Raw genomic sequence first — 21741 nt, 5'->3', positions numbered from 1 at the left:
CAGGCCGCAATCCACAAGGTCATCAGCGGCCGGCCCCGCCCACCATCACCGCCGTCATGCGGAACATGGCGTCATGCGCGCAGGCATCCTCGGCGCCGCCTCCGGCATTCGCGCGATGCCCGCCGAATGCTGCCAGCAAGGGCGTGATGTCGGGAGCCGCGACGGCCGTCTTACTGCCGGGCTCCAGGCGGAAGATGGTCTTGCCTTCCTTGATGGTCTCGGTCACTTTGATGTCAGCAATCGTCTCGGGCTTGACGGCTGTTGGATCTTTGGACAGGAGCGCAAAGTCGGCCAGCTTGCCCACTTCCAGGCTGCCCTTGCTCTTCTCTTCGAAGTGATGGTAGGCCGGCCAGATCGTCATCGCCTTCAAAGCAGTGATGACGTCTACGCGATGCTCTGGGCCGACGATCCGACCCGAACCGCGCGCACGGCGCGTGACGGTGGCGTCCAGCACCCGCATCGAATCCGGGAAGGCTACCGGCGCATCGTGATGACTGGAGAAGATCATGCCGCGCTTTCTCGCCCAACCGGTAGGCGAGATATTCATACCGGCCTTCGGGCCGACGGTGTGGTCCAAATGCCAGTCACCCCAGTAGAAGGTGTGCATGGGGAAGAGCGAGGGGATGACACCCAAGGATTTGTAGCTATCGAGTTGATCCTCGCGCAAGAACTGACCATGGATCAGCACCGGACGCAGGGCTTTTGCTTGAGGGAAGCGGGCCTGGGCTGCTTTGTGTGAAGCGATCAGGAGATCGGAGGCTCGTTCGCCATTGGAGTGGGTGATGATCTGGATGCCGTTTTCGGCAGCCCAGTGCACGGCCCCCATCACGTCTTCGGCAGACGCTGCGGCATACCCCGAATAGCCCTCGGGGTAGTTGCCGACCAGTTTGTAATAAGGCTGGTCACGCCAGGCGGTGAAACCCTGCGGGCTGCCGTCAATGGTGAGTTTGGCCCCTGCGATGCGGAAGCGGTTGGTGTAAGTGTTGCTTTGATTGGCTTTGATAAAAGCCCGGTCCACCAGCACATCGGGGTAGGCATTGACGTCATTGGCGAAGCCACCTTCGGCCGCCACCTGCTTCATGATGGCAACGATAGGCGGCGTGGTGCGCCCCTCTTCGGCCGTGGTGTAGCCAAAGCGCGCCCAGAGCTTGGCTCCTTCACGCGCAAAGGTCTTCAAGCCTTCCGGCCCCACCCGGCCCAGCACCACCGGGAGGCCGTTGGAGAACGCGGTTTCTTCAATCGTGCCATTGGGCTCATTGGTGCCAGGCTTGCGCTGAATCACGCCGCCGGCTGGATCTTTGGTGTTGGCGTCATAACCCATCACCTTCAGCATGGCCGAGTTGGCGGTGGCCAAGTGTGCCGACTGGTGCACGATCAACAAAGGAATGTCTTTGGATATCTCGTCCAGTTCCTCTTTGGTCGGATGGCGCAATTCCTTCAGTTGGGCGTTGTCATAGCCAAAACCAAGAATGAGTTGGGTCTTCTCGACCGCAGCGGCGTTCTTCTTCACCCAGTCACGCAGCGTCTGCTGCAGCGAGGCGATGTCCTTGACCTCGCCATCCGGCGGTGCCAGTAGATTGGCGGAGAGGGCCTGCAAACCGCCCCCGAAGATATGGCCATGGGCGTCAACAAAACCTGGCACCAGCGTCTGGCCCTTCAGGTCCACCAACTGCGTGGTCGGCCCCTTGAACTTCATGACCTCACGGCTCTTGCCCACGGCAATGATCTTGCCGGCCGCCACCGCCACCGCTTCCGCGCGCATGGCCTTGTCGTTCATGGTGAGGATAGGGCCACCCGACCAGATGAAGTCGGCGCTTTGCGGGGCCGCCATTGCTGACCCAGAGATCGCAAGAGCCGCCAGGACGACGGCTGTACCTAGGGCGTCGCGGCGTGCCGCGAACGGCGCCTTTTGAAAACTTGCTTCAGTCACTGCTTTGCTCCTTGCTGACAGGGGTGGTTGAACCGCTTGAGGTTTGCTCCAACAAGGCTCACTGGTGAACGATGTGCGGAAGTCAAGCCCCAGGAATTCTTACACAGCAGACTTGCAGTTATGTGTAGGGAAGCCTCGCGACCGATCTGGAAAGAAATGACGTTATCCACGCAACAAGGTCGTGGGGCGCGGTACTTCGCTCACACCTCTTTCAGCCTTTTTTGTCTTTTGCCACGTGATCAAGAAGTCTCAAAAAAGCACATCCCAGCGCAAGCAATTAATTATCAAAATGAATTTATAAAATACAATTGATATTTAACAAATAAACATACTGATTTTACAAATTTAATGGATTATGGTAAAATGATTAAACTTTATATTTAAAGGAATATAATATAGGTGAAATTATGCTTACTTTTAATAACAGGAATTTGATTATTGCGTGGCTGTTTTTGTTGTCAGCCATTGCTGCCGAAGTCGCTGGCACCACCCTGATGGCTAATGCTTCGCGCGGTGATAGTTTTCAGGGTTATTTGTTGATGGCCGTGGCCTTGGCGGCGTCCTACTACTTGCTCTCGCAAGCCATTGGACAAATCTCTATAGGCATTGCTTATGCCGTGTGGGAAGGCATCGGACTCGCCTCGCTTTCGCTGGTGAGCGTGCTGGTGTTCGAGGAAGACTTGTCAGGCACCGAAATGCTTGGACTTGCTTTGGTGATGATGGGCATCGTGTGCGTAGCACTCGGCGAGGAGTCTTGATTATGCAGACGATGCCAATTATTTTTATTATGGGTTCGGCCTGTAGCGATATTGCCGCCAATATGATGCTTGAGAAGTCCAACGGCTTCAAAAACCGTGCCTGGGGTTTTGGTGCCATTGCCATGCTTTGGCTGGCGTTCCTGATGCTAGGCCAAGCCATCAAGAGCATTGATCTCGCAGTGGCCTATGCGATGTGGGGATCTATCGGCATTTTGGGTACGGCCATCTGCGGCCGACTGCTGTTCGGCCACCGACTCAAGCCGATTGCTTGGCTGGGCATTGCGCTCGTCATTGCAGCGGTGTTGATCCTGACCTTGGTCGAATAAGCAGGCACCGCGCCTTCTTCCTTGACGAGAGCGGAGCTTGGCAACAAGACTTTCCGCAAAGTGTCCTCGGGGCTAGTTGGGCGACTTAAGCGACACCGAACAACGTCATCTAGGCGCTCTTGCTTGATTTCGAAAGCACCATCTGACGTGGGTCGTTGTCAAGAAATTCGTGAGACAAGATGACTTCCCGCTGAGGGCAAATCACCGATGAAGAGCTAAAGTCAACGATGTGCATAGAGCGAAATTTCGTCAATCTTTGTCAAAGGGCTAGCGCTTGGCCAATCGCCTGGAAAGGCGTTTAGCTGTTTCTATTGGTATCCCACTCCGATCAGCCAATTGATGCAGGAGCTGGTGACCAACTCACTGTTGCAATGGTTCGCGAAACGAAGCACGAGACGCTTCGATAAGGCAGCAGTGTCTCGGGGCTCGCAATCAGCTACAACTTGCTTGTAGGCTTGATGGGCGAAGAGTTCTATGTGAGCCGCAAGCCAAATTCAAGCGGCTGCATTGCCGTCCGACTGCCTTTGGCAACACGTGAAGCCAGGCGAACACAAACTAGTTCTTCGGCGCAGTCTCTAAGTACCAAGAACTAAACGCAAAAGGAACATGAGTGTGCTCGTATTGCGTTTGCAGTTGGACTTCAAAGGTCAGGCACGGCCAGTTGAACGTCAACTATCAGAACCATCAACGCAGCTTGAACGTCGCGACCGCTTGTACCAACTGCGTCGCCTGTACGCGCAGGCTTTCAGCCGCTGCTGCGCTCTCCTCGACCAAGGCGGCGTTCTGTTGGGTTACCTTGTCCATCTGCGTGACTGCCTCGCCAACCTGAGCGATACCGGAGCTTTGTTCGGTGGTTGCCGAGCTGATTTCGCTGACGATGTCGCTAACGCGTTTAATGGCACCTACGATTTCGGTCATTGTGGTTCCAGCGCGGTCTACCAGAAGGGTGCCTTGCTCGACACGCTCAACGCTGTCATTGATCAGTGTTTTGATTTCTTTGGCCGCATCCGCACTTCGCTGGGCGAGGCTTCGCACCTCACCAGCCACGACAGCAAAACCTCGACCCTGCTCGCCAGCGCGTGCAGCTTCCACTGCTGCATTCAAGGCCAGAATGTTGGTCTGAAAGGCGATTCCATCGATCACGGTAATGATGTCGGCAATCTTTTTGGAGCTGTCATTGATGCCCTGCATGGTTTCGACCACCTCGCCAACCACATCTCCACCACGAGTCGCAATTTGAGAGGCGCCTAGCGCCAACTGATTGGCTTGCCTGGCGTTGTCAGCGTTATTGCGCACTGTGGACCCAAGCTCGTCCATTGTCGCTGCGGTCTCTTCCAGAGCACTCGCCTGTTCCTCGGTGCGCTGGCTTAGATCAGCATTGCCCTGTGCGATCTCACCGGCACCAGTCGCCACGCTCTCTGAATTGTCTCGAACAGTTGAGACAACACTGTGCAGATGATGACGAACGGCTTCCATGTCTTGCAACAACTGCCCCGTCTCGTCCTTGGACTCGGTACGAATAGCCATTGAGAGATCGCCATGGCTGAGATCCGCAAGCCGCTCCCGAGCGTAGCTCAACGGTGCCGTCACGGTACGAATGATCCACATGCTTAGCCCAATCGAGACTGCAACCGCAGCAAAGATGACAGCCAGACTGATGATTCGAACCAGTCGAGCAGTTTCATCAGCGTCTGTATTGGATTGGCGCCCCAGTTCGATGTTCAAGTTGACGATATCGGACAACAGATCGTCCGCAACTTGAAATGTCTTGCTGACCTCAGTATTCATTAACTCCATGGCTTCTTTGTTTTGATCAGCGTAGGAGTGCTTTTGGACTTTGGTTGCAAGGGGCATGTAAAGTGCCCAGGCCGAATCAAACTTTCGCAGCAAGTCGATTTCTTTGGTCGTCAGATTGGTCTTTCTGTATTTTTCGAGAACCTTGTGCATGCCCGCTTCATAGCCCTGCATGGTCTGACCGACTTTATCCATGCCACTTTGTTCTGACTCGATGACGTAGGCATACAGCGCGCGGTTGTGATAAATCGCCTGCATATTCGCATTCGCCACATCAGCCACGGTGATCAAGTCGCTGGCGAACATCTCGTTGACCAAGTGGTTGACCTTTCCCACTTGATTGATGCCAAACAAGCCCACTGCCAAAGTGAAAAGTATGCTGATAAGGGAGAGACCAATCAAACGAGTGCGGATGCTGTAGTCGGAAATACGCATGCTTGCTTCTCCTGGCGAATTGGGCAGTGAGGGAGTAGAGCCCGCTGACCTGTCTCGTTGGAACGCTAGAAAACTTCATGACAAAGCTCGCGGCATCCAACCTCCTTAACTTGGCAAAGTCAGTCTATATTCATTCCTCAAACCCTAGGTAAACACTTGGGGACTCCATACGGGAACAGATTGGATGCATCATGATCATCGCCGAGTTCAGGTGGAACTCAAACATCGGCGTAGCGCTCATGTCACAAACAATTGGCGGATTCGCCTGCCCCGTACTGTCCGGAGTTCCAGAGCCAAAGAAGGCCCTGCCTAGATCGCCGATTTGACTGCCAGCAAGCAATATGCGAGCCACTTCGTCAGATAGGCCTCGCCGATGTTCTCAGCACTGGTCATTGAGTGTTGTGGCAGGCTGGATTAGTTGTCGACGCACTCACCATTACCGCGTGGTTGAGAGTTGCAACGTGTCCTGGCGATTCAAGCTCAGTCGTTCGACGCCGACCAAGCACAACAAATCTGCAAGTCCACGAAACAAAGGGGCGTCAACCTGCGACTAGATTGTTACCCAGTCTACTGACCCAGACTCCTTAGATAAGCCTCTAGGTGTGGCTCTGTATTGCGTGATCGTGATGGGTCCATTCCCTGCAATCGCCAACAGTCGCGGATTTTCGACAGATATGAATATGGGGGCTGGGTGCAGCGGCCCAGGGGTGCTCAGACCTCACTGCGCAACATGCCAAGGGTGCGCGCCTTGGTCACCGCATGGCGGCGCGTTCCCGCCGCCAGCTTGCCGTACAGGCCTTTGAGGTGCCACTTCACCGTTTCAGCGCTGACGCCCAATGCGAGGGCGATTTCCTTGTTGGAGTAATTGCGCGCCAGCAGTTGGAGTACCTCATCCTCCTTGGGTGTCAGTAAATCGGGGCTGGCGTTGAGTGGGGCCGTGAACGGCACGGCTGGCACAACTGCTGGCCTGCTGGCAATGCCCGTAACCGTATCAGTAGCGCGCGAGGACAGCACGTTACGGTAGCCTAGCAGTTGCAACATGGCGCGAGGGTCCTTAAGCTTGAGTACATCCAATTTCTCATGGGCTATCCGGGCCAGGCGGGCGTAGGAGTAGGCCTGCGCCATCTCATCTGCCTCGGCCCAAGCATCTGCCAGATAGGCCAGCAAGGCCGGCGGGGGCTTCCAGCCTGGGATGCTCATACCGCGGTGCAAGGCTGTCTGGGCAAAGTGAATGGCGGCGCTGGGCACGTTCATGTCGGATGGCTGCGGCAACTTGGCGCGGCCGTGACGGTGCACCTCGGCAAGAACCTCTGCCACCTTGACATTCATGGTTTTGTAATCAAAGCGATCAATCAAGGCCTGCGCCTCATTGACTGTAGCCAGGGCCGTTTCGGTGGCGCCCATCTGGGCGTGAGTCCGAGCCTGATGAACTAAGCTCAGGGCCAGGTTTACATTGGACTGTTCGTTTCGGTAGTGACTAATGGCTTCCTCCATTACCGCTACCGAATCCGGTAGGCGGCCCATGGCCCGCAGAGTCTTCGCCAATTCGACGCAGGCAAGGGCCTTTGTAGTGCAAAGTGGTGCCACCCGCAACTGAGCCAGAGCTTCGTAAAGCACGGCGTGACTTTCCTCAACCCGGCCCAAGTAACGCATCAGCCGGCCAACCTGCGTTTGGCTGGCGCCAATCATCACCGGCCAGCCCGTGCGTGCGGCGAGCTCGGCGGCTTGTTCGAAGCAACTGGCGGCATTGTTCATGTCGCCAAGTTCCAGCCAAGCATTGCCGGCATTCATGGTGTTGATGCAGACAAAACGCCGCATACCCATTCCGCGCGCCAGTTCGGCCGCGCGTAGGAACAGAGCCGCAGCCGTTGCTGGTTCCTGCAAACAGAGCGGATAAGCCTGAGCTGCCAACTGCCAAGCCTCGACCGAAGGACAAGCGGCGCGTTGCGATCCGGGTGCCTGACGTTCTTCCAAACCCAAGCCTTGACAGATGATGGATTCGCAAAGGCAGATAGCAAGAACGATGCCGGTGCGCTGAGCATCACCACTGACGGCGCTGGCGACCTCGGCCTCTCGCATAACCTTCAACTCTCGATCTCGCTGACCACTCGCCTTGGCAAGGCACCGTTCAACCAGCAAGCAGTCAACCATAGCCCAAGCGTACTCGTCATCGCTGAGGCCAGCCATGCAGGAATGAGCTCGCTTGAGAAGCGTTTCCCCTTCCTCAAGACGGCAAAAGTCCGTAGCGATCTCGGCCGCTGTGAGGGCAAGACGCACGCCGTAAAGAGAAACCAGATGCGGGGCCGGAGGATTCTCTTCGGCCCTCGCTATAGCCAAACGACGGTCGCACTCGGCAATCACCTTGAGTGCACGCCACGAATCCCGCTGACGTAAATGCCAGGCGAGATCGACCAAGGCACGCAGACGATTCAAGCCGTCGACAAGCAACATTGACTGCTCTAGTTCTGCGAGCTCTTCATCAGAACACTCGTACTTCATGGCGCAAATGTAGGGTGGAAGTCCCTTTCTGGCATAGGCGTGTTTCTCGTAAATCGGAGTGCGAGCAGCACAAAAAAGCGGAAGAGTGAAGTATTTCTCAAAACTCCACCCTATTCGCATGCCCCCCCCCGTCGCCGGGGGGGCGTAACACGAGTCACTCGGAGATGCCGTCCCAATGCCCTGGATAACGCGAGCCGTGCCCCACTGTCGCCCCACCCCACCCGGCGCGGGTGAGGCGAAAAGAAAACCGCAAAAGTAAAGTTCGCTCCATCAAAACTCATTGGATGCGAATCTCATGCTGCAGTTTCAACTGTCACTTTGCACGCCAACAGGCGAGCAGCGAGAGCGTAGTCAACTGATCATTGCCAGTTTGAAGTTATTGGTAGTCCCGTTTCGAAACGACCGAATGCTCTGGTCATGTAGGGCATCTGGGTAAGGACGCATACAGGTCGGCACATTGACGCGAGAGCGGATTAAATCTGCCGCGCTAACCCGTCAATACTGTCGCCAATATCGCTCGGCGCCACTTACCTCGAATAAGAGCGTTCGCTCCTAGTCCCTTGGTTAGCAACGATCTGTCATGGGCTATTTAGGGCTCCAGCCAAAATTGGGCTACCTAGGTAGCAGACACCGCTCGACGCCCAATTGGAGCGACAAACATCAACATGAAAACTCGAACTTCTCTCACTATGAGTCGAATTACCTCAACAACTTTGCTGGCATTCATGTCGCCCGCACAGGCCGAATTGCGTCTCGTCCACTCGCGAACTGAATTCAGCGCAGCAACCTCAACCCAAGTTTCAGACAACTTCGATGACATCGTTTGGGCTCAAGGGCTAAGTTCACTTAACCGCGCTCTGTGCGCCGGTTTCACCTACGCAGTCACAGCCTTAAGGCCTGACGGTAGCGACACCTCCACCCTTTGCAATGCCGGGAGCAAAAAGGAAGCTTGGTTGTCAACTGATAACGCCAACGATGTCCTCAGCTTCTATTTTGGAAGCTCCCAAGAGGTCTATGGCGTGGGAGGCAATTTCTTTGGAACCGATGCGCTGGGTTATTTTCAACCGGGTCAAAAAATTCAACTCAGTGTGCGCGACGAAAGTGGATTGGAGCAGACGATTGTTGTAGAAAGCGCCGGGATTGATAGTTTTTATGGCTTTGTTTCCAACAAAAAGATTCAGTATTTTGAAATCCGCGCCATACAGCAAGGCGAGGACATGACCTGGGCTACAGCCAATAACTTGGTACTAGGTGCCATTAGCGCAGCGCCAGAGCCAGAGTCAGAGCCAGACATGACTTACTCAATGTTGGCCGGGATCGCATTCGAAGGGTGGAGGCAGGCACGGCACTTCTTCAAACCTGAAAGGAAGGAGGATGAGTTGGCTCAAGCTTGATTGCTAAAACGGTATCAGCGCGCTCACGGAAGAAATAGTTCGCGTACTCGATATATGCCCAAGTTGACCAAGGTGACTTACACCCAGGGTGATTTGGCACGAATTAAGAAATCGGGATAAATAGTCGTGAGAGAAACGATTTTGAACGCCAAAAAAATCGCGATATTTTTCGTGAGCAGCCAATGAGCTGCCAACACGTTTAGCCAAACAAAGAAACAGAATACAAAATAATAAAATCACTTTCCAGTAAAACATAAATATTTTGCATTGCTTGGAAAATCCAGGCAATCATCACGGCAACTTACTAACTTCTGAAATACTGAACATGAAAAAAATTCTTCTCGCACTTTGCCTGGCCACTCCATTGCTTAGCCAAGCAGGTCCGGTCAACTTGGTTAAAAACGGCAGCTTTGAGGCCAGGGCAATGCCTGATGGCGGCTGGGCAATGCCCGACAATTCCAATAGCTGGTACTGGCTGCCTGACTGGAAGATCCTGGGCACCAGCGTAGAGCTTCGCAACAATGTCTTTGGCAAGGCTTTTGATGGCAGCAATTATTTGGAATTGGAAGGCGCTGCCAACGCTGCCATCACCCAGACGCTCGACACGGTGGTGGGTCAGTGGTACGAGTTGACGTTCGCCTACTCCAACCGTACGGGCTTGGCGGTGGATTCCAATGGTATCGGCTGGGCCATCGGAGGCCTGAGTGGCTCAGCACCGGTACTGGAATTCAACAACACCGGCGGCAACGTCTGGCATGACTTCAGCGTGCGTTGGCAAGCTAACAGCAGCCAGACTCTGCTGTCCTTGTCAGCCGAAGGCATCAGCGACAGCCGTGGCTCCTCGATAGACAACATCGCCGTCTCGGCCGTCTCGGCTGTGCCCGAGCCAAACACCTTGGCCCTCTTCGGCATCGGTCTGATCTTTGCGGGCGCAATCAGCCGCCGTACCAATTCGGCTTGAGTGCTTCGATAGCGATGAGGAACTGCCGAGCCATTCACATGGCTCGGCTCACGATCATCACCTAAGGGACATCTGTCCGGTGCCCCGATGACTTTTCAAGTCGCCGTTGTCGCCAAACGGCAAAGATATGGGCAGAAAACGATCTTGCGTACCCAATTGCGGAGCAGCACCGTTTACCTCCGATGCCGCACTTGGAGCGCCGGCATGGGGTCTAGTGCTCCACGGCGCACTGGGGAGTGTGAAGGTTTTGCAAGCATGAGCCCGATGTGCACTCGAAAGTTCGAAGCTACTGTTGCAACGGGCTCAAGCCATGGCACTGGCCATTCGTGCAATCAACCATTCGCCCGTGGCGGCTGGCGTGTTTGAAGAATCGGCGGCGGACAACCCCGAGTTTGTCGAAGAGTTCTACCTTGAACCCGATCCGCCCATGGGTCGAAAAAAGCAAGGACCGAGATTGATAAACGCTGCACAGCCCTTCGTTCCTCCCACCCAGAGGGCTCTGGCGTGCCAATCTAGACGGAAGAAGGAACCAGCTTACGGAGTGCTCAGGTCATGCTCAAAGGCTCCGTGAATTCCCACTTTCAAGAACTTTTCATGAAGGTCCCGATCCCACTGTGCTGGGCGGCATCTAATGGCGTGATCTTGAAGACCAATGTGCGCTTCAAGCAAATCTTCGGCTATACCCGGCAGGACATGCCGACCCTGAATCACTGGTGGCATTTGGCCTACCCCGATGCGATTTATCGCAGCTGGGTCCAGACCACTTGGAACGCGGCCCTAGCACTCGCTGCCGCTGAAAAGCGAGACATTGCGCCCACAGAGTACAAAGTTCGCTGCAAAAGTGGTCAGACTGTGATCATGGAGATATCGGGCGTCACGCTTGGAGATAGCTTCCTCGCAACTTTCATAGATGTCACCGAGCGCAATGCTGCACAAGAAAGAGCGCAGCAACTCGCCTTCCACGATCCGCTGACCCAATTGCCCAATCGTCGGCTGCTGACCACGCGCCTTGAGCATTTGCTCGTCAAGCTACATCGCAGCAAGCGCTTTGCGGCCTTGATGGTCGTGGATTTGGATCACTTCAAGCCGCTCAATGACTCGCTCGGCCATGCGGCGGGCGATCATGTCCTGGTGCAGGCCGCCCGACGTATGGTCGGCGCAGTTCGAGCTGTTGACACCGTCGCGCGCACTGGGGGTGACGAATTTGTTGTGCTGCTCGACGAAATCGACGTGTCAGCCAAAGTCGCAGCGCAAGCTGCAATAGAGATCGCTCAGCGCCTGCAGGCCTGCCTCGCCGTTGACTTCGATCTGACACCTGTGGGAGATAAAACCAAAGGCCTGCTTCATAGTGGCAGTGCGAGTATCGGCGTTGTCCTGATTGATAGTCAGGACACTGCAATAGACAGTCCATTTAGTCTGGCCGACACCGCTATGTACGAAGTAAAACGCAGCGGCGGCAACGGTGTACTGATGGCAAAGACGTGACGATTCTTCGCCTGCTATACCGGCTGCGTGAGAGGAAATTGCGGTAGGCATTGCGGTGGCGATGATCTAACTGTCCGCGTATGACGGCAACCGCTGCTGACATGCTTTAAAAGCTTGAGTTGGAATTTCCGCTTTGGGCACGTTTCCGGCGCTCAGCTTTGGCATCTGAGCTTTCGGAGATGGCCAACAGCCGGCGCTCGTGCAGGCGCTCGGTAGGGGCCGTTCGGCCAACGCCTTGGGATGCAATCCGCCCAGCCGTGGCTGCCGGCTGAGCGGAAACGGCCTTATCTCGATCAAACCTCGGTCTGTTCTGATATCTCCAGGGCATCGTCGACTTCGATGCCCAAGTACCGCACGGTTGACTCCAGCTTAGAGTGACCCAACAGCAACTGCACTGCGCGTAGATTCTTTGTGCGCCGATAGATCAACGTTGCCTTGGTCCGTCTCATCGAGTGCGTACCGTAGTCGGCGCGATCCAGACCCAGTTCTTCCACCCAGCCTTCAAGAATCCGCGCGTACTGCCTCGTGCCCAGATGTGGCGAGTCATGAATTCGGCTTGGGAACAGGAAGTCGTCGGACTTCAATGCCGCTAGCTTGATCCATTTCTGCACAGCGTCGCGGGTACCCGATGTGATTTCGAACTGCACCGGGCGCTGGGTTTTGTTCTGCATCACCATGGCGCGGGACGCCACCTGCTCCCCGTGGCAAATGTCCCGGACCTTCAGGCTGACGAGGTCGCAGCCGCGCAGTTTGCTGTCGATCCCCAAGTTAAAGAGAGCCAGCTCACGCACCCGGCCTTCTATCTGAAGTCGAACCCGGAGCGCCCAGATGTCCTTTAGCTTGAATGGCGCTTTCTGGCCCACGATCTTGCCTTTGTTCCACGGCTCGCGATGAGCTTTGTCGGCTGCTGATCCCATGATGGTCTCCCATCGAGTTGAGGGCCCAACAAGATGCGCCGGCGCGCAGCCGGTGTCTTTGCCCTGGGTCAATTAAGTTCTGCGAAAGCTGTACGCATTGAACGCCCACTGTGTGGCTCAACAGGGAACTGCTTCTCACGGCTAATAGCGGATATCCCTAGTCTCTGTATTTCGCAATGTTCGTGACCTGCATCAGTGATGCAACTGTGCGCCTTCGTCGGGGGGGCTGCAGTCGATCTCTGTCATTGTCTGAGGGCGTTGGCGCAGTGCGCCCATGAACAAGGGCTTTCGGTCAGTGGCGATTTGTCGTAAGGTGCACTCATTACAGTCCTCAAATTTTGAAGGCGCGCATGAACACCAAAAAACACACCCTTGGGGCTCTGGCACTTGCCTTGTTGAGTGGCGTTGGCGCACAGGCGGCTGGTGCGGGCAGCACCTTTGATGTGAATGCTGATGGTTGGTCCGTCAGTGACCTGCCAGGCACCAGTAGTGTCTCGGCCAGTTGGGAGGCTGGTGTCATCCGGACCGATGACCAGTTCGCCGAAACCTCTTTCCGCGCACCGGCCAAGTTCCTGGGCAACTGGTCGTCCTTGTACGGCAGCACTCTGTCCTTCGACCTGACCGAAGTGTCCATCGACAGCAATGGCGCGGACTACTACACCGCCTTGATCGGCTCGGGCGACCAGGTGCTGTACTGGTACGGCGGCGCGCCTCTACCCACCTTCAGCACCTTTGTCGCTTCGCTCTCCGCGGCCGACACCCGCTGGCGTCTGGGCGGCACGGGCTTCAATCCGGCATCGGGTGCGGCGCCCACTGAAGCGCAGTTCCAAACTATCTTGGGCAATGTTACCCGGCTGCAAATCAATGCCGAATTCAAGACCGGCCCAGATGACAGCCGACTGGACAACGTCCTCCTAGGCCCCGTGCCCGAGCCTGCGTCACTGGTACTCTTGGCCCTGGGTCTGGGGGTGGTTATCACCCGCGTCAGCAAGACCCGAACCCAGCGCCCGTCCAAAGGCTGAGCCCAGCCAGGCGTTGCGCCTGGGTCTGAGCCTTCAGTGCGCCTTGGATGTCAGTGCGCATCTCGGCGGGCTTGACATTCGGGGTGTCGGGCGCCGCCGGAATTGAACTGACCAAAATGGTCGGCGAGGCGAACATCAGCTTTTCGTTGCTGCTTCGAACTGTCGGCCTATCGCGGGCCGAGACAATTCGGGGGCAAGGTCTGTGCGGCAACTCGGTGCCCATAGCGGGTATTCGACCCGGCCCGATGAATTCACTAAGTCGGCCACTTGCTGACGTTCGCTAGCGTCAGTATGAGGGCGGCCCATGGTCGCGTCAGGCGACTTCATGCGCCCCGACCTGGCGCCCACGGCCGCCGGCCTTGGCCACCAGTAACTTTGCGTCCGCCCGTTTCACCAAGTCTTGCCATCCGTTAACGGGGCAGTCCTCAAACGCCACTCCGACGCTGGCGCCGATGGTGATTTCCAACCCGTCGATGCGGAATGGTGCCTTGGCCGCAGACAGCACCTTGTCGGCCACCAACTCGGCGTCCGTGCGCTGTTCAATGCCCAGCAGCGCAATCGCAAATTCGTCTCCGCCCAGGCGCGACACGGCGTCGGTCGGGCGGACCAGGTTCATCAGGCGCTTGGCGAAGGCTTGAAGGACATGGTCACCTACTGGGTGTCCGTGCTGGTCGTTGACTGGCTTGAAATGGTCCAGATCGACATACAGTAAGGCCAGGGATGCGCTGTTTCCCTCTGCGAGCGCGCGATCCAAGTAACGCTCGAAGCCGGTACGGTTCAAGAGCCCGGTTAACGGGTCGTGCTCAGCCAGCCCGAGGAGACGAGACTCTTCCAGTTTTTGCTGCGTCACATCGTGCGTAACCACCACGAAGCCATCGACCGCACTATCGTTTGGACGGAGCGGTATACAACTGTGCTCCACATACGTGGGTCCGTCGCGAGACAGGTAGTCGAGGACGAAGTTCACTGGCTCACCCGCTAGGGCGCGCTGTACCCAGGGCCAATGGCGCTCAAATTCCGCCGCGCCCAGCACCTGCCTCGCAGTGCATCCGACGATTCGCTCTCGTGGCAACCCCGACCACCGTTCGAACGCACCGTTCACGTAGCGGTACAGGCCGTCGCTTCCGATGATGGCGACAGTCCCGGGAATCGCCTCAGTCACCGAAACCAGCGTCGCTGTCTGCCGTGCAGCCAACAGTTCAGCTGCTCTGCGTTCTGTGACATCGAACATCACGGAGCGGGTCCGGAAGTTTCCGTCCGCGTCGGTAGTGGCCGTTGCGGTCACACCCACGCGGCGACCTGCGCCGCTGGCCGGCACCAGGTCAAACTCCAGACCTTCACACCGCCCAACAGTCATCAGTTTGGGGAAAGCGGCCTCCAACAGGGCTCTCCCCTCTGCAGTGAGAAAGTCCGCCATCTGCCTCTTGCCAATGACATCCTCCCGGGTGCAACCCAGCCATGCCAGTTCCGTGGCGTTGATGTGCAGAAAGGTACCTTGCGCGTCGAGCGAGTGGTAGGCGCACGGGGCGTTGTCGTACAAGTCTTCGACTAGATCGACAGCAGCCACCAGCGCGCGTCGCGCTTCGAGCGCGCTGGAAGCCATCAGCGCAAGCGACCGGAGGATGTCACGTTGCGCTTCGTCCAGTTGGCGTGGTTTGTGGTCGACGACGCACAGCGTGCCGATGCAGTACCCGTCGTTCAGGCGGATGGGTGCGCCAGCGTAAAAGCGTACATGCGGCTCCCCGGTGACGAGCGGGTTGTCGGCAAAGCGTGAGTCAAGCTGGGCATCCGGTACTTCGAGCAGGTCATCGCCGAGCACGCCATGCGCGCAGAACGCGATGTCACGCGGCGTCTGGGTGAAACCTGGCAGACCTATGTTGGCTTTGAACCATTGGCGGTTGCGGTCGACAAGGCTGAGTAGGGCTATGGGCGTGCCACAGGCCAACGAGGCTACCCGAACGAGGGCATCGAACTGCGCTTCTGGCCCTGTATCCAGAACCTCCAATCCAGACAGCGCCGACAGGCTTTGGGCTTCATCCACGCGGACTGGAGCGACCTGCATTTGGAATTCCTTTGAACGGTTGCTGTACCGCGGCCAGGAGTGTGGCGGCGCTAACTCAAGAATCTGCGAAGGCGTCGAACCGCATTGTGCGCCCGTCTTTGCACACGCAGTTCTGATTACCTGGCGGCGATTTGGCACGCGGCTATATCGCGCTGGCAATTAAGCGCGCGACGGGCCCGCCACTAGACTGGTTGTGATGCTCAGCCTTAAGGGGCCGCTGGTGCAACCAAATCTCGACGTTCCCAGACTGAACGACAGGTCTTGAGCAGGCAAGCTCGAATGCGCGAACGATCGCTGAGGGTCGATTGTGTGAATTCTCCGAGCCCGCGCGAATACCCGCTTTGGGCACATTGCCGCCGTACAAGCTCCGACCGCGACCGTCAGCAAACGCTGCAAAGCTGCCGGCCACTCGCGTCGACCTGATTGCCTGCCGCTGGATCAGCTCCTAGCAGGCGTGAGCGTTTGGCTCGCAGAGCAAATGACAAGACGGCGGGCGCCGCGCGTCATCGCGACATACAGATTCGCGGGTGTCATCTGCTCCGGGCTCACCAGGCGAGCCAGGCCGCGATACTGATTTGGTCTTGATCTGGAAAACCACCGGCCGTCAAAGCGGCTTCAGCAGCTCAGCGATGTCCAAGTCCAAAGCGGCGGCCAGTTGTTCGATGTTGTCTATGCTGATGTTGCGCTCTTGCCGCTCAACTGAACCCAGGTAGGTGCGGTGGACCCCGGCCAGGTCGGCCAGTTCTTCTTGGGAGAGCCCCCGTTGAGCACGCTCAGCGCGCAGGCGAAGTGCCAAGCGTTCCCGTGCCGATTGATGTGGGTGTCCTCGCCGATCCATGGGCGAGGAGCTTGCTTGGTATGAATACTTTGAGTCTACAGACTTTGAGTAGCATTTACGTTTACACTTCTGGCCATTTTGATGGCTGCCATGAAGCCTCTATGGTCGAAAGTTCAATAACAACATCTACAGCAAGAAATCCAACCGAACGAATCAAATCCAGGCAGCCCATTGGTACTCGTATTCGTGGCTTGGCTTTCGAAATTTTGCTCACCAATCCCCAAGGACTGCGCTACTCAGAGTTGCATCGGAACATCTGCCAGATTGCGCCGGACTTGAAGCACAGCACGGTGAACTCTTCAATCTGGAACTTGGATGTTGTCCATCCAGAAAAAGTTTACAAGCCCATCAAGGGTGTTTTCAGACACCTTGCGTTCAGAGACCTCGAAGCTGTGACGCCTCATTTTGAATCATCAACCCAATCTCAACAAAGAATCAGGGAGGATGTTTTCTATCCGCTCTTTGCGCATTGGCTCAAAAATGAGCTGGAGGAGGTTACGCACGCCATCAGTCTGGGTGGTAACGCCTTCCGGGACAGATGGGGGACGCCAGACGTCATCGGGAAATCTGAAAGCCGCAGGAGTGACGTGATCAAAGGCCCGACGAGCATTGTTTCTGCCGAAATAAAAGTGGATGCCACCGGCTTGGTGATCGGCTTCGGCCAAGCTTGCGCGTATAAGCTTTTTAGCCACAAGAGTTATTTGGTCATTCCACAGGGCGTCTCGCCTGATGAACTGGCTCGCCTTGAGTCTTTGTGTCAAATGTTCGGGATCGGGCTGGTTACCTTTAATGCAAAAATGCCAGCATCACCAGATTTTCGCCTGATCATTCGCCCCGTCCGGCATGAGCCCGATCTTTTTTATACAAACCGATATGTGGCGCATGTGGAGAAGGATCTATTCCAATAGTGGATAGCAGCCCGCCCCACCCATGGTCAGGTAACTGCTCCATTTGTCCAGGGCAAATTGAACCAGTGAATTCGATAAGTCAGGCGCCTCTGCTCTGACGAGCAGGACGTAACTTCCCTCACCCTTGATCATGAGGGGGAGATTCACGAGGTGAACGTCTTGAAGCAACATCGGCAAACCACGATCCGGACGCTCCTGCGTACCGGCAACAGCCAGCCCGAGATCGAGTGCCGTCCTGGATCAGCGGACTTCCACCAACCTGCCCATCTTCAACAACCGGATGTTTTCCTCAAGCTGGCGATTCTTCTCGCGCAGGTCATACACCTCCTCAAGAAGGCACAACTCGCGCTCCAGGGCTTGGTCGAGCCGACGGGTCAGGGACTCAATGTCCTGCCTTAGCCCAGGCACCGGGTCAGCGGCAAGCTTGGCCTCTGACTGCGACTTTGCAGCGGCGTCGATGGCAGCGATCAACTCTGCGTAGGCTGGCCGTGACTTTTTGATGCTGCCCCGCCCGCTGCCCGCCTCAATCGCAACGGTGTCGTTGTTGATTGGGTCCCCACGAGCCACCAACCGCTCAAGGGCGGCGTAGTACTTGTCCACCTGGACTTTGGCGCTCATGCTGCTTTCTCCTTCAGCTTTTGGCGGGCTTGAAGCAAGATCTTGAGGTGATTGACTTCCAGTCGGTGTTCGACACTGCCCTCTTGCATTGACTGCAGGCTGGAGACCACCGATTCCTGAGAGTCAATGATTCGGTCCAGCCGCCTGGCGTGGACAACGATGTTGATGCAGTTGCTCTCTAGGCAGTCGAAGGGGATGGGCTCCAGCGGTGGTGTCTTGCACTCTCCGGTGGCGACGCAACCTCCCAGCACCGTTTCTTTGTAGGCCAAGGTGCCATCACGGAAGTGCTTCAGCGTCTCCTGTGGGGTGCGGCTGGTCACGGTCTGAACCATGAGCTCGGCTCCTCGTCCTAGCAAGGACTCGTCGGAGAACAGCATACCCATGACATAACCAAAGTAGCTGCTTTCTTCTTTGGCGGCATTCCACTCGTGGCTGAAGTGATCGGGATCGAACACCAGGTTCACAGCCTTTGAGTAGCCGTCCGAATAGTACCGGCGCATCTCATCGGTGATGTGCTGCAGTTGGGCCTTCAAGGCAGGCAGGCTCACCATGCCGCTGCGGTGGGCATAGACTGACAGGCTGCGCCGCAATTGGTGGAAGGCCAAGGGCCAGGGTTGGCCTACGACGATGCCCTCACGATCCCAACCGCGCTGGAGTTCCAGACGATCCAACTCTTCGATGTCCTCTTGCGTGACCAAGATCTGGTCGCGCTCAACGAGGCGGGATTGGTGCTCATAGAGGGTTAAGCTGTTTTTGGCTCGATAGGGGTTCTCGGTCGAGGGGAACAGGAGCGCCTTGGTATCGGTGGCCGGATCGCCTGCGGACACTTCTTCCAGGATGACGCCAGCAATGCGCTGGGCCAAGCGGATAGCCCGAGCCCCATCGGGGCTTGTGACCCAAGAGGTGGGCTTCTTAACCCCACCATTCAGCTTGTGGGTGTAGCCATTCACCCAGTGGCCTTGTCTAGCACCGTCCTCGATTGGTTCGATGGCATTGCGCAAGGGCAAGATTTTGGCCTCGCCCACCCGCATTCCGGTGAAGCCGATGACCACGTGCATGAGTTGGGACTGGTGGGTGTTAAGTCGGCCGGCAATGAAATTATCAAGGGGGCCCATTGAGTCTGGATCGTAGCCGAGGGTTTTCATGCGCTCAACGACAACTTGCAGAACTTGTGCGCGGAAGTACTTTCGCTGCCCGGGACTCCCGTCCTCAGGCGCCGCGCGGGACGCGGCCATGCTTTGTCGGTAGGCATCGAGCAAGACGTCCAACTCGCCTTCGATGAGGTCGAGCCTGGCAAGCCACTGGCCGAGCATGGCGCAATAGATGCGCGAGGGGATGAGGGGCGTTTGCCGTTCGTCGCGGTCTCGATCCGACCGATCGAGCGCAATCGCGGCCTTGAGTTCGGCCAAGCGAATGTGCGCCTCGACCCCCAAGGTGGCTTTGTTGCGCCACAAGGTTTGGATCAAGGCACTGCTTGAATTGGCATAGGTTTGGTTCAAGTCCACCACATGCTCAGCCACCAAGCGAGGGTCTGTTAGCAGATCGAAGAGCGTGAGGCCCAGCGCATGGGCTTTGGTGCACCATTGGCCCAAGGCCAAGCAGGCTCGCACGCAAGTTGAAGGCGCCCGGAGGCGTCCCGCGTCCATATAGAGCCAGATCAGGGCTTTGTGCTGCTCCCGGATCACAAGAGCAAGGTCGCCGGATGCCTGGGACACGGCCACCGTCGGATCGAGTTCGAAGAAGCCTAGTGAGCGACCCGACACGCCGTCGGTGCTCTGCGCACTGAGGTCCCAACGGGAGTCACCGTAGCGCGAGCACGGGTTGCCTTCGGCGTCGCGGGTGACGACCAGATCCGCAGGGAAGTACACATGAGGCCCAGGATCGTCTTCCGCCAGGCCGGGCACCGATAGCAGCTTGTCAGATCGATTCATTGGGAGTTCCATAGGGCGCTTTCAGGACAGGTTCTGGGACGAGGGGGTGGGAGCCAGAACGCCCAAGAGATGGAGTTGCTGGAGCTTGGTGGACCAATACCTAGACAGTTCGCCCCGCTGCACTTGTTCCAACGCAGCGGCATGCGCCTTCGGAGCCATGCGCTGGATCTCGGCCAGCAAGGCATCGATGCGGTCGGTCACCGCGCCGTAAATACGGTCTGCAGTGAGGGAGTCACCTTGCAGGTGCAGCAGGCGAGAGAGGACATGCCGGCAAGACATCAGCTTGAGGGCGTCAGCTTCATGAGCGTGGACGAGGAACTTGTTGCAGAAGAAGCAACCCTCGGTCTTCTTGCAGTCGGGCTCCACCAAGGGGTTGGCTTGCATGGGTTCGGGATGGAGGTGCCCGCTGCATTCGCCGGCTGGGATCTGAACGATCTGAAGGTTCGGACGGGGGTTGGAGGCGGACAAGACCCGGTCGGTCAAGGATGACAAGAAACCACTTAAGTCAGAAAGGCGAACATCCTCCTGAGCGTTCGAATAGGCTCGGACGGCAGTCTGGACGGAGTGCCCCATCATGTCCGCGGCCACCTTGAGGTCATGGTGACGGACCAAGTACTGCTGCTTGAAGGCACGCAGTTGACGCAGCGTAAGCTTTGGAAGCTCAATGCCGTAAGCAGCAAAGCGACTCCTCAACATGGACGGGAATTGACCATGCAAGCCGCGCAGACTGACGACGGCGAGCGCCCGGCCACCCTCGAACTGCCCTTGAACAAACAGGTTGGCGAGGTCAGGGCAGCCTAGGCGTGCCAGCAGGGCCTGGCGCAGGCCCAGGTAGCTGCGCAGCCGAGTGAATGTCGTGCTGCTCAAATAAACTGACACGGGCTTGCCGCCCGCGCGGAACTTGAACTCGCGCTTCGTCAAGCTGACTCGGTCAGGATCATCGAGCTGACCGTCAAGATCCTCGGGCTCCTCGAAGGCTTGAATCTGGGCCAAGTTCGCACCAGAGTCGCCAATGCAAAGCGCGGCGAAGCCCAAGCAGGCCAGTTCCATGAGTTGGGTCGAACCATAGGCTGCAGGGACAGCAACTTTGCAGCTGTCGTCAGTGGCGGATGTGCGCAAGAACCTCAATCCCTGGTTCAGCACTGTCGCCTCCTGAGGTTCAGCGCCCAAATCCATGGCCACCACCGAGTCGAACACCGCCTGAAGGGTCGACATGAAGGCCCCTACCAGGGCATCTGGGGGAGGTTTTGTGCCGTTGCCTTTGACCTCTTGCAGAGGCTCAATCTCATTCAAGTAAACGCGGTCGTGGATCTCCGACATCAGTTTGATGGCCGCTTGGTCAAGTGTCGCCGCTGTTATGTGACCAATCTGGTGGGCTTGAAGCCGGTGCCTGAGGTGCCGGTGGTAGCCCTTGAGCGCTTCAAGGGCGAGCTTGTCATCGCTCAGAACCGTCTCATACCGGCCCTGATGCTCGACTCGGTCGGCCCAGGTCAGTAAGGCCGCCAAGCGCCGGAGGTTGTTATGGATCGTCCAAATTCGTGTGCCCTCGAAGCGGAAGTGTTTGGCGAGGCGATCAATGACCTTGGGCAGCGCATCGACTCTGGCCTGTGAGAGCGAGGCGGGGTTGAAGGCCGCTGAGTTTCCTTTCAGCCTTCTGTCCAAGTAGCACCATAGGAAGGCATGGCATCGCTTGTCAGTATCGATCTTAAGAACCGTGGACTCAGGCACATAGACATCAGGCAGGCGCTCGAAGGGGTAGACCAGCTCTGGCAGGCGCTTGGTGTAGTTTCGGTTTGCTGAGATCCACGAACTCGCAGCCTCCCCCCGCGGGAACTCGTTTCCTACCGGCTTGTCTTGCATCAC

General features: G+C 57.0%; 16 protein-coding genes. 7 read left to right on the top strand and 9 right to left on the bottom strand.

Going from position 1 to position 21741, the window contains the following annotated elements; all coding sequences use genetic code 11:
• Nucleotides 1-22 precede the first annotated feature (22 nt).
• The gene (locus LNV06_RS18790) at nt 23-1831 is read right to left on the bottom strand and encodes an amidohydrolase (RefSeq protein WP_263539832.1); all 1809 of its coding nucleotides are present in this window, start codon (nt 1829-1831) and stop codon (nt 23-25) included.
• Between the two features lie 530 nt (nt 1832-2361).
• Here LNV06_RS18790 and LNV06_RS18785 point away from each other — a divergent pair.
• Both LNV06_RS18785 and LNV06_RS18780 read left to right on the top strand, forming a co-directional pair.
• Nucleotides 2362-2688 carry an SMR family transporter gene (locus LNV06_RS18785; protein ID WP_263539831.1) on the top strand — a complete coding sequence of 109 codons (327 nt, stop codon included), beginning with the start codon at nt 2362-2364 and terminating at the stop codon, nt 2686-2688.
• Nucleotides 2689-2690: 2 nt separating this feature from the next.
• The gene (locus LNV06_RS18780) at nt 2691-3014 is read left to right on the top strand and encodes a DMT family transporter (protein WP_263539830.1); all 324 of its coding nucleotides are present in this window, start codon (nt 2691-2693) and stop codon (nt 3012-3014) included.
• A 684-nt stretch (nt 3015-3698) separates the two neighbouring features.
• Here LNV06_RS18780 and LNV06_RS18775 read toward each other — a convergent pair.
• A complete protein-coding gene (locus tag LNV06_RS18775; protein WP_318013535.1) occupies nt 3699-5243 on the bottom strand; it encodes a methyl-accepting chemotaxis protein in 1545 nt (514 codons plus the stop codon).
• A 711-nt stretch (nt 5244-5954) separates the two neighbouring features.
• Nucleotides 5955-7742: a LuxR family transcriptional regulator gene (locus tag LNV06_RS18770; RefSeq protein ID WP_263539829.1), complete on the bottom strand. Its 1788-nt coding sequence runs from the start codon at nt 7740-7742 to the stop codon at nt 5955-5957.
• Nucleotides 7743-8467: 725 nt separating this feature from the next.
• Here LNV06_RS18770 and LNV06_RS18765 point away from each other — a divergent pair.
• The 3 genes from LNV06_RS18765 (at nt 8468) to LNV06_RS18755 (ending at nt 11582) form a co-directional block, all read left to right on the top strand.
• Nucleotides 8468-9136 carry a hypothetical protein gene (locus LNV06_RS18765; protein WP_263539828.1) on the top strand — a complete coding sequence of 223 codons (669 nt, stop codon included), beginning with the start codon at nt 8468-8470 and terminating at the stop codon, nt 9134-9136.
• Nucleotides 9137-9407: 271 nt separating this feature from the next.
• Entirely contained in the window at nt 9408-10097 is a 690-nt protein-coding gene (locus tag LNV06_RS18760; protein ID WP_263539827.1) for a DUF642 domain-containing protein, read from the top strand.
• Between the two features lie 552 nt (nt 10098-10649).
• Nucleotides 10650-11582, top strand: coding sequence for a sensor domain-containing diguanylate cyclase (locus LNV06_RS18755; RefSeq protein WP_263539826.1), 933 nt, complete (start codon nt 10650-10652; stop codon nt 11580-11582).
• A gap of 293 nt (nt 11583-11875) precedes the next feature.
• Here LNV06_RS18755 and LNV06_RS18750 read toward each other — a convergent pair whose 3' ends face one another.
• Nucleotides 11876-12499: a tyrosine-type recombinase/integrase gene (locus tag LNV06_RS18750; protein ID WP_263539825.1), complete on the bottom strand. Its 624-nt coding sequence runs from the start codon at nt 12497-12499 to the stop codon at nt 11876-11878.
• 350 nt (nt 12500-12849) lie between these two features.
• Between LNV06_RS18750 and LNV06_RS18745 the strand changes: the two genes are divergently transcribed.
• Complete coding sequence (locus LNV06_RS18745) at nt 12850-13521, top strand: laminin B domain-containing protein (RefSeq protein ID WP_263539824.1); 672 nt, start codon at nt 12850-12852, stop codon at nt 13519-13521.
• A gap of 313 nt (nt 13522-13834) precedes the next feature.
• Here the strand turns inward: LNV06_RS18745 and LNV06_RS18740 are convergent, their stop codons facing one another.
• Together LNV06_RS18740 and LNV06_RS18735 are read right to left on the bottom strand one after the other, a co-directional pair.
• Nucleotides 13835-15583: a bifunctional diguanylate cyclase/phosphodiesterase gene (locus LNV06_RS18740; RefSeq protein WP_263539823.1), complete on the bottom strand. Its 1749-nt coding sequence runs from the start codon at nt 15581-15583 to the stop codon at nt 13835-13837.
• Between the two features lie 604 nt (nt 15584-16187).
• Nucleotides 16188-16421 carry a helix-turn-helix domain-containing protein gene (locus LNV06_RS18735; RefSeq protein ID WP_263539822.1) on the bottom strand — a complete coding sequence of 78 codons (234 nt, stop codon included), beginning with the start codon at nt 16419-16421 and terminating at the stop codon, nt 16188-16190.
• A 20-nt stretch (nt 16422-16441) separates the two neighbouring features.
• On the opposite strand from LNV06_RS18735, the gene LNV06_RS18730 reads away from it, so the two are divergent.
• Nucleotides 16442-17329 carry a hypothetical protein gene (locus LNV06_RS18730; protein ID WP_263539821.1) on the top strand — a complete coding sequence of 296 codons (888 nt, stop codon included), beginning with the start codon at nt 16442-16444 and terminating at the stop codon, nt 17327-17329.
• A 240-nt stretch (nt 17330-17569) separates the two neighbouring features.
• Here LNV06_RS18730 and LNV06_RS18725 read toward each other — a convergent pair whose 3' ends face one another.
• The 3 genes from LNV06_RS18725 to LNV06_RS18715 all read right to left on the bottom strand — a co-directional run bounded on the left by LNV06_RS18725 (nt 17570) and on the right by LNV06_RS18715 (nt 21738).
• Nucleotides 17570-17947 carry a hypothetical protein gene (locus LNV06_RS18725; protein WP_263539820.1) on the bottom strand — a complete coding sequence of 126 codons (378 nt, stop codon included), beginning with the start codon at nt 17945-17947 and terminating at the stop codon, nt 17570-17572.
• Nucleotides 17944-19452, bottom strand: coding sequence for a hypothetical protein (locus tag LNV06_RS18720; protein WP_263539819.1), 1509 nt, complete (start codon nt 19450-19452; stop codon nt 17944-17946). Before LNV06_RS18720 ends, LNV06_RS18725 begins: the two co-directional genes overlap by 4 nt.
• 447 nt (nt 19453-19899) lie before the next feature.
• Nucleotides 19900-21738: a hypothetical protein gene (locus LNV06_RS18715; RefSeq protein ID WP_263539818.1), complete on the bottom strand. Its 1839-nt coding sequence runs from the start codon at nt 21736-21738 to the stop codon at nt 19900-19902.
• Between the last annotated feature and the right edge of the window lie 3 nt (nt 21739-21741).

Source organism: Paucibacter sp. Y2R2-4, assembly GCF_025717535.1.
GTDB lineage: Bacteria > Pseudomonadota > Gammaproteobacteria > Burkholderiales > Burkholderiaceae_C > Paucibacter_A.
This window is presented reverse-complemented; position numbering and strand designations above follow the sequence as displayed.

What these genes read in the sequence shown, in the direction of transcription:
- LNV06_RS18790 (WP_263539832.1), bottom strand. Translation starts at nt 1,831, where the DNA reads ATGGCGGCCCCGCAAAGCGCCGACTTCATCTGGTCGGGTGGCCCTATC.
- LNV06_RS18780 (WP_263539830.1), top strand. Translation starts at nt 2,691, where the DNA reads ATGCAGACGATGCCAATTATTTTTATTATGGGTTCGGCCTGTAGCGAT.
- LNV06_RS18775 (WP_318013535.1), bottom strand. Translation starts at nt 5,243, where the DNA reads ATGCGTATTTCCGACTACAGCATCCGCACTCGTTTGATTGGTCTCTCC.
- LNV06_RS18770 (WP_263539829.1), bottom strand. Translation starts at nt 7,742, where the DNA reads ATGAAGTACGAGTGTTCTGATGAAGAGCTCGCAGAACTAGAGCAGTCA.
- LNV06_RS18765 (WP_263539828.1), top strand. Translation starts at nt 8,468, where the DNA reads ATGTCGCCCGCACAGGCCGAATTGCGTCTCGTCCACTCGCGAACTGAA.
- LNV06_RS18755 (WP_263539826.1), top strand. Translation starts at nt 10,650, where the DNA reads ATGCTCAAAGGCTCCGTGAATTCCCACTTTCAAGAACTTTTCATGAAG.
- LNV06_RS18750 (WP_263539825.1), bottom strand. Translation starts at nt 12,499, where the DNA reads ATGGGATCAGCAGCCGACAAAGCTCATCGCGAGCCGTGGAACAAAGGC.
- LNV06_RS18745 (WP_263539824.1), top strand. Translation starts at nt 12,850, where the DNA reads ATGAACACCAAAAAACACACCCTTGGGGCTCTGGCACTTGCCTTGTTG.
- LNV06_RS18740 (WP_263539823.1), bottom strand. Translation starts at nt 15,583, where the DNA reads ATGCAGGTCGCTCCAGTCCGCGTGGATGAAGCCCAAAGCCTGTCGGCG.
- LNV06_RS18735 (WP_263539822.1), bottom strand. Translation starts at nt 16,421, where the DNA reads ATGGATCGGCGAGGACACCCACATCAATCGGCACGGGAACGCTTGGCA.
- LNV06_RS18730 (WP_263539821.1), top strand. Translation starts at nt 16,442, where the DNA reads ATGAATACTTTGAGTCTACAGACTTTGAGTAGCATTTACGTTTACACT.
- LNV06_RS18725 (WP_263539820.1), bottom strand. Translation starts at nt 17,947, where the DNA reads ATGAGCGCCAAAGTCCAGGTGGACAAGTACTACGCCGCCCTTGAGCGG.
- LNV06_RS18715 (WP_263539818.1), bottom strand. Translation starts at nt 21,738, where the DNA reads ATGCAAGACAAGCCGGTAGGAAACGAGTTCCCGCGGGGGGAGGCTGCG.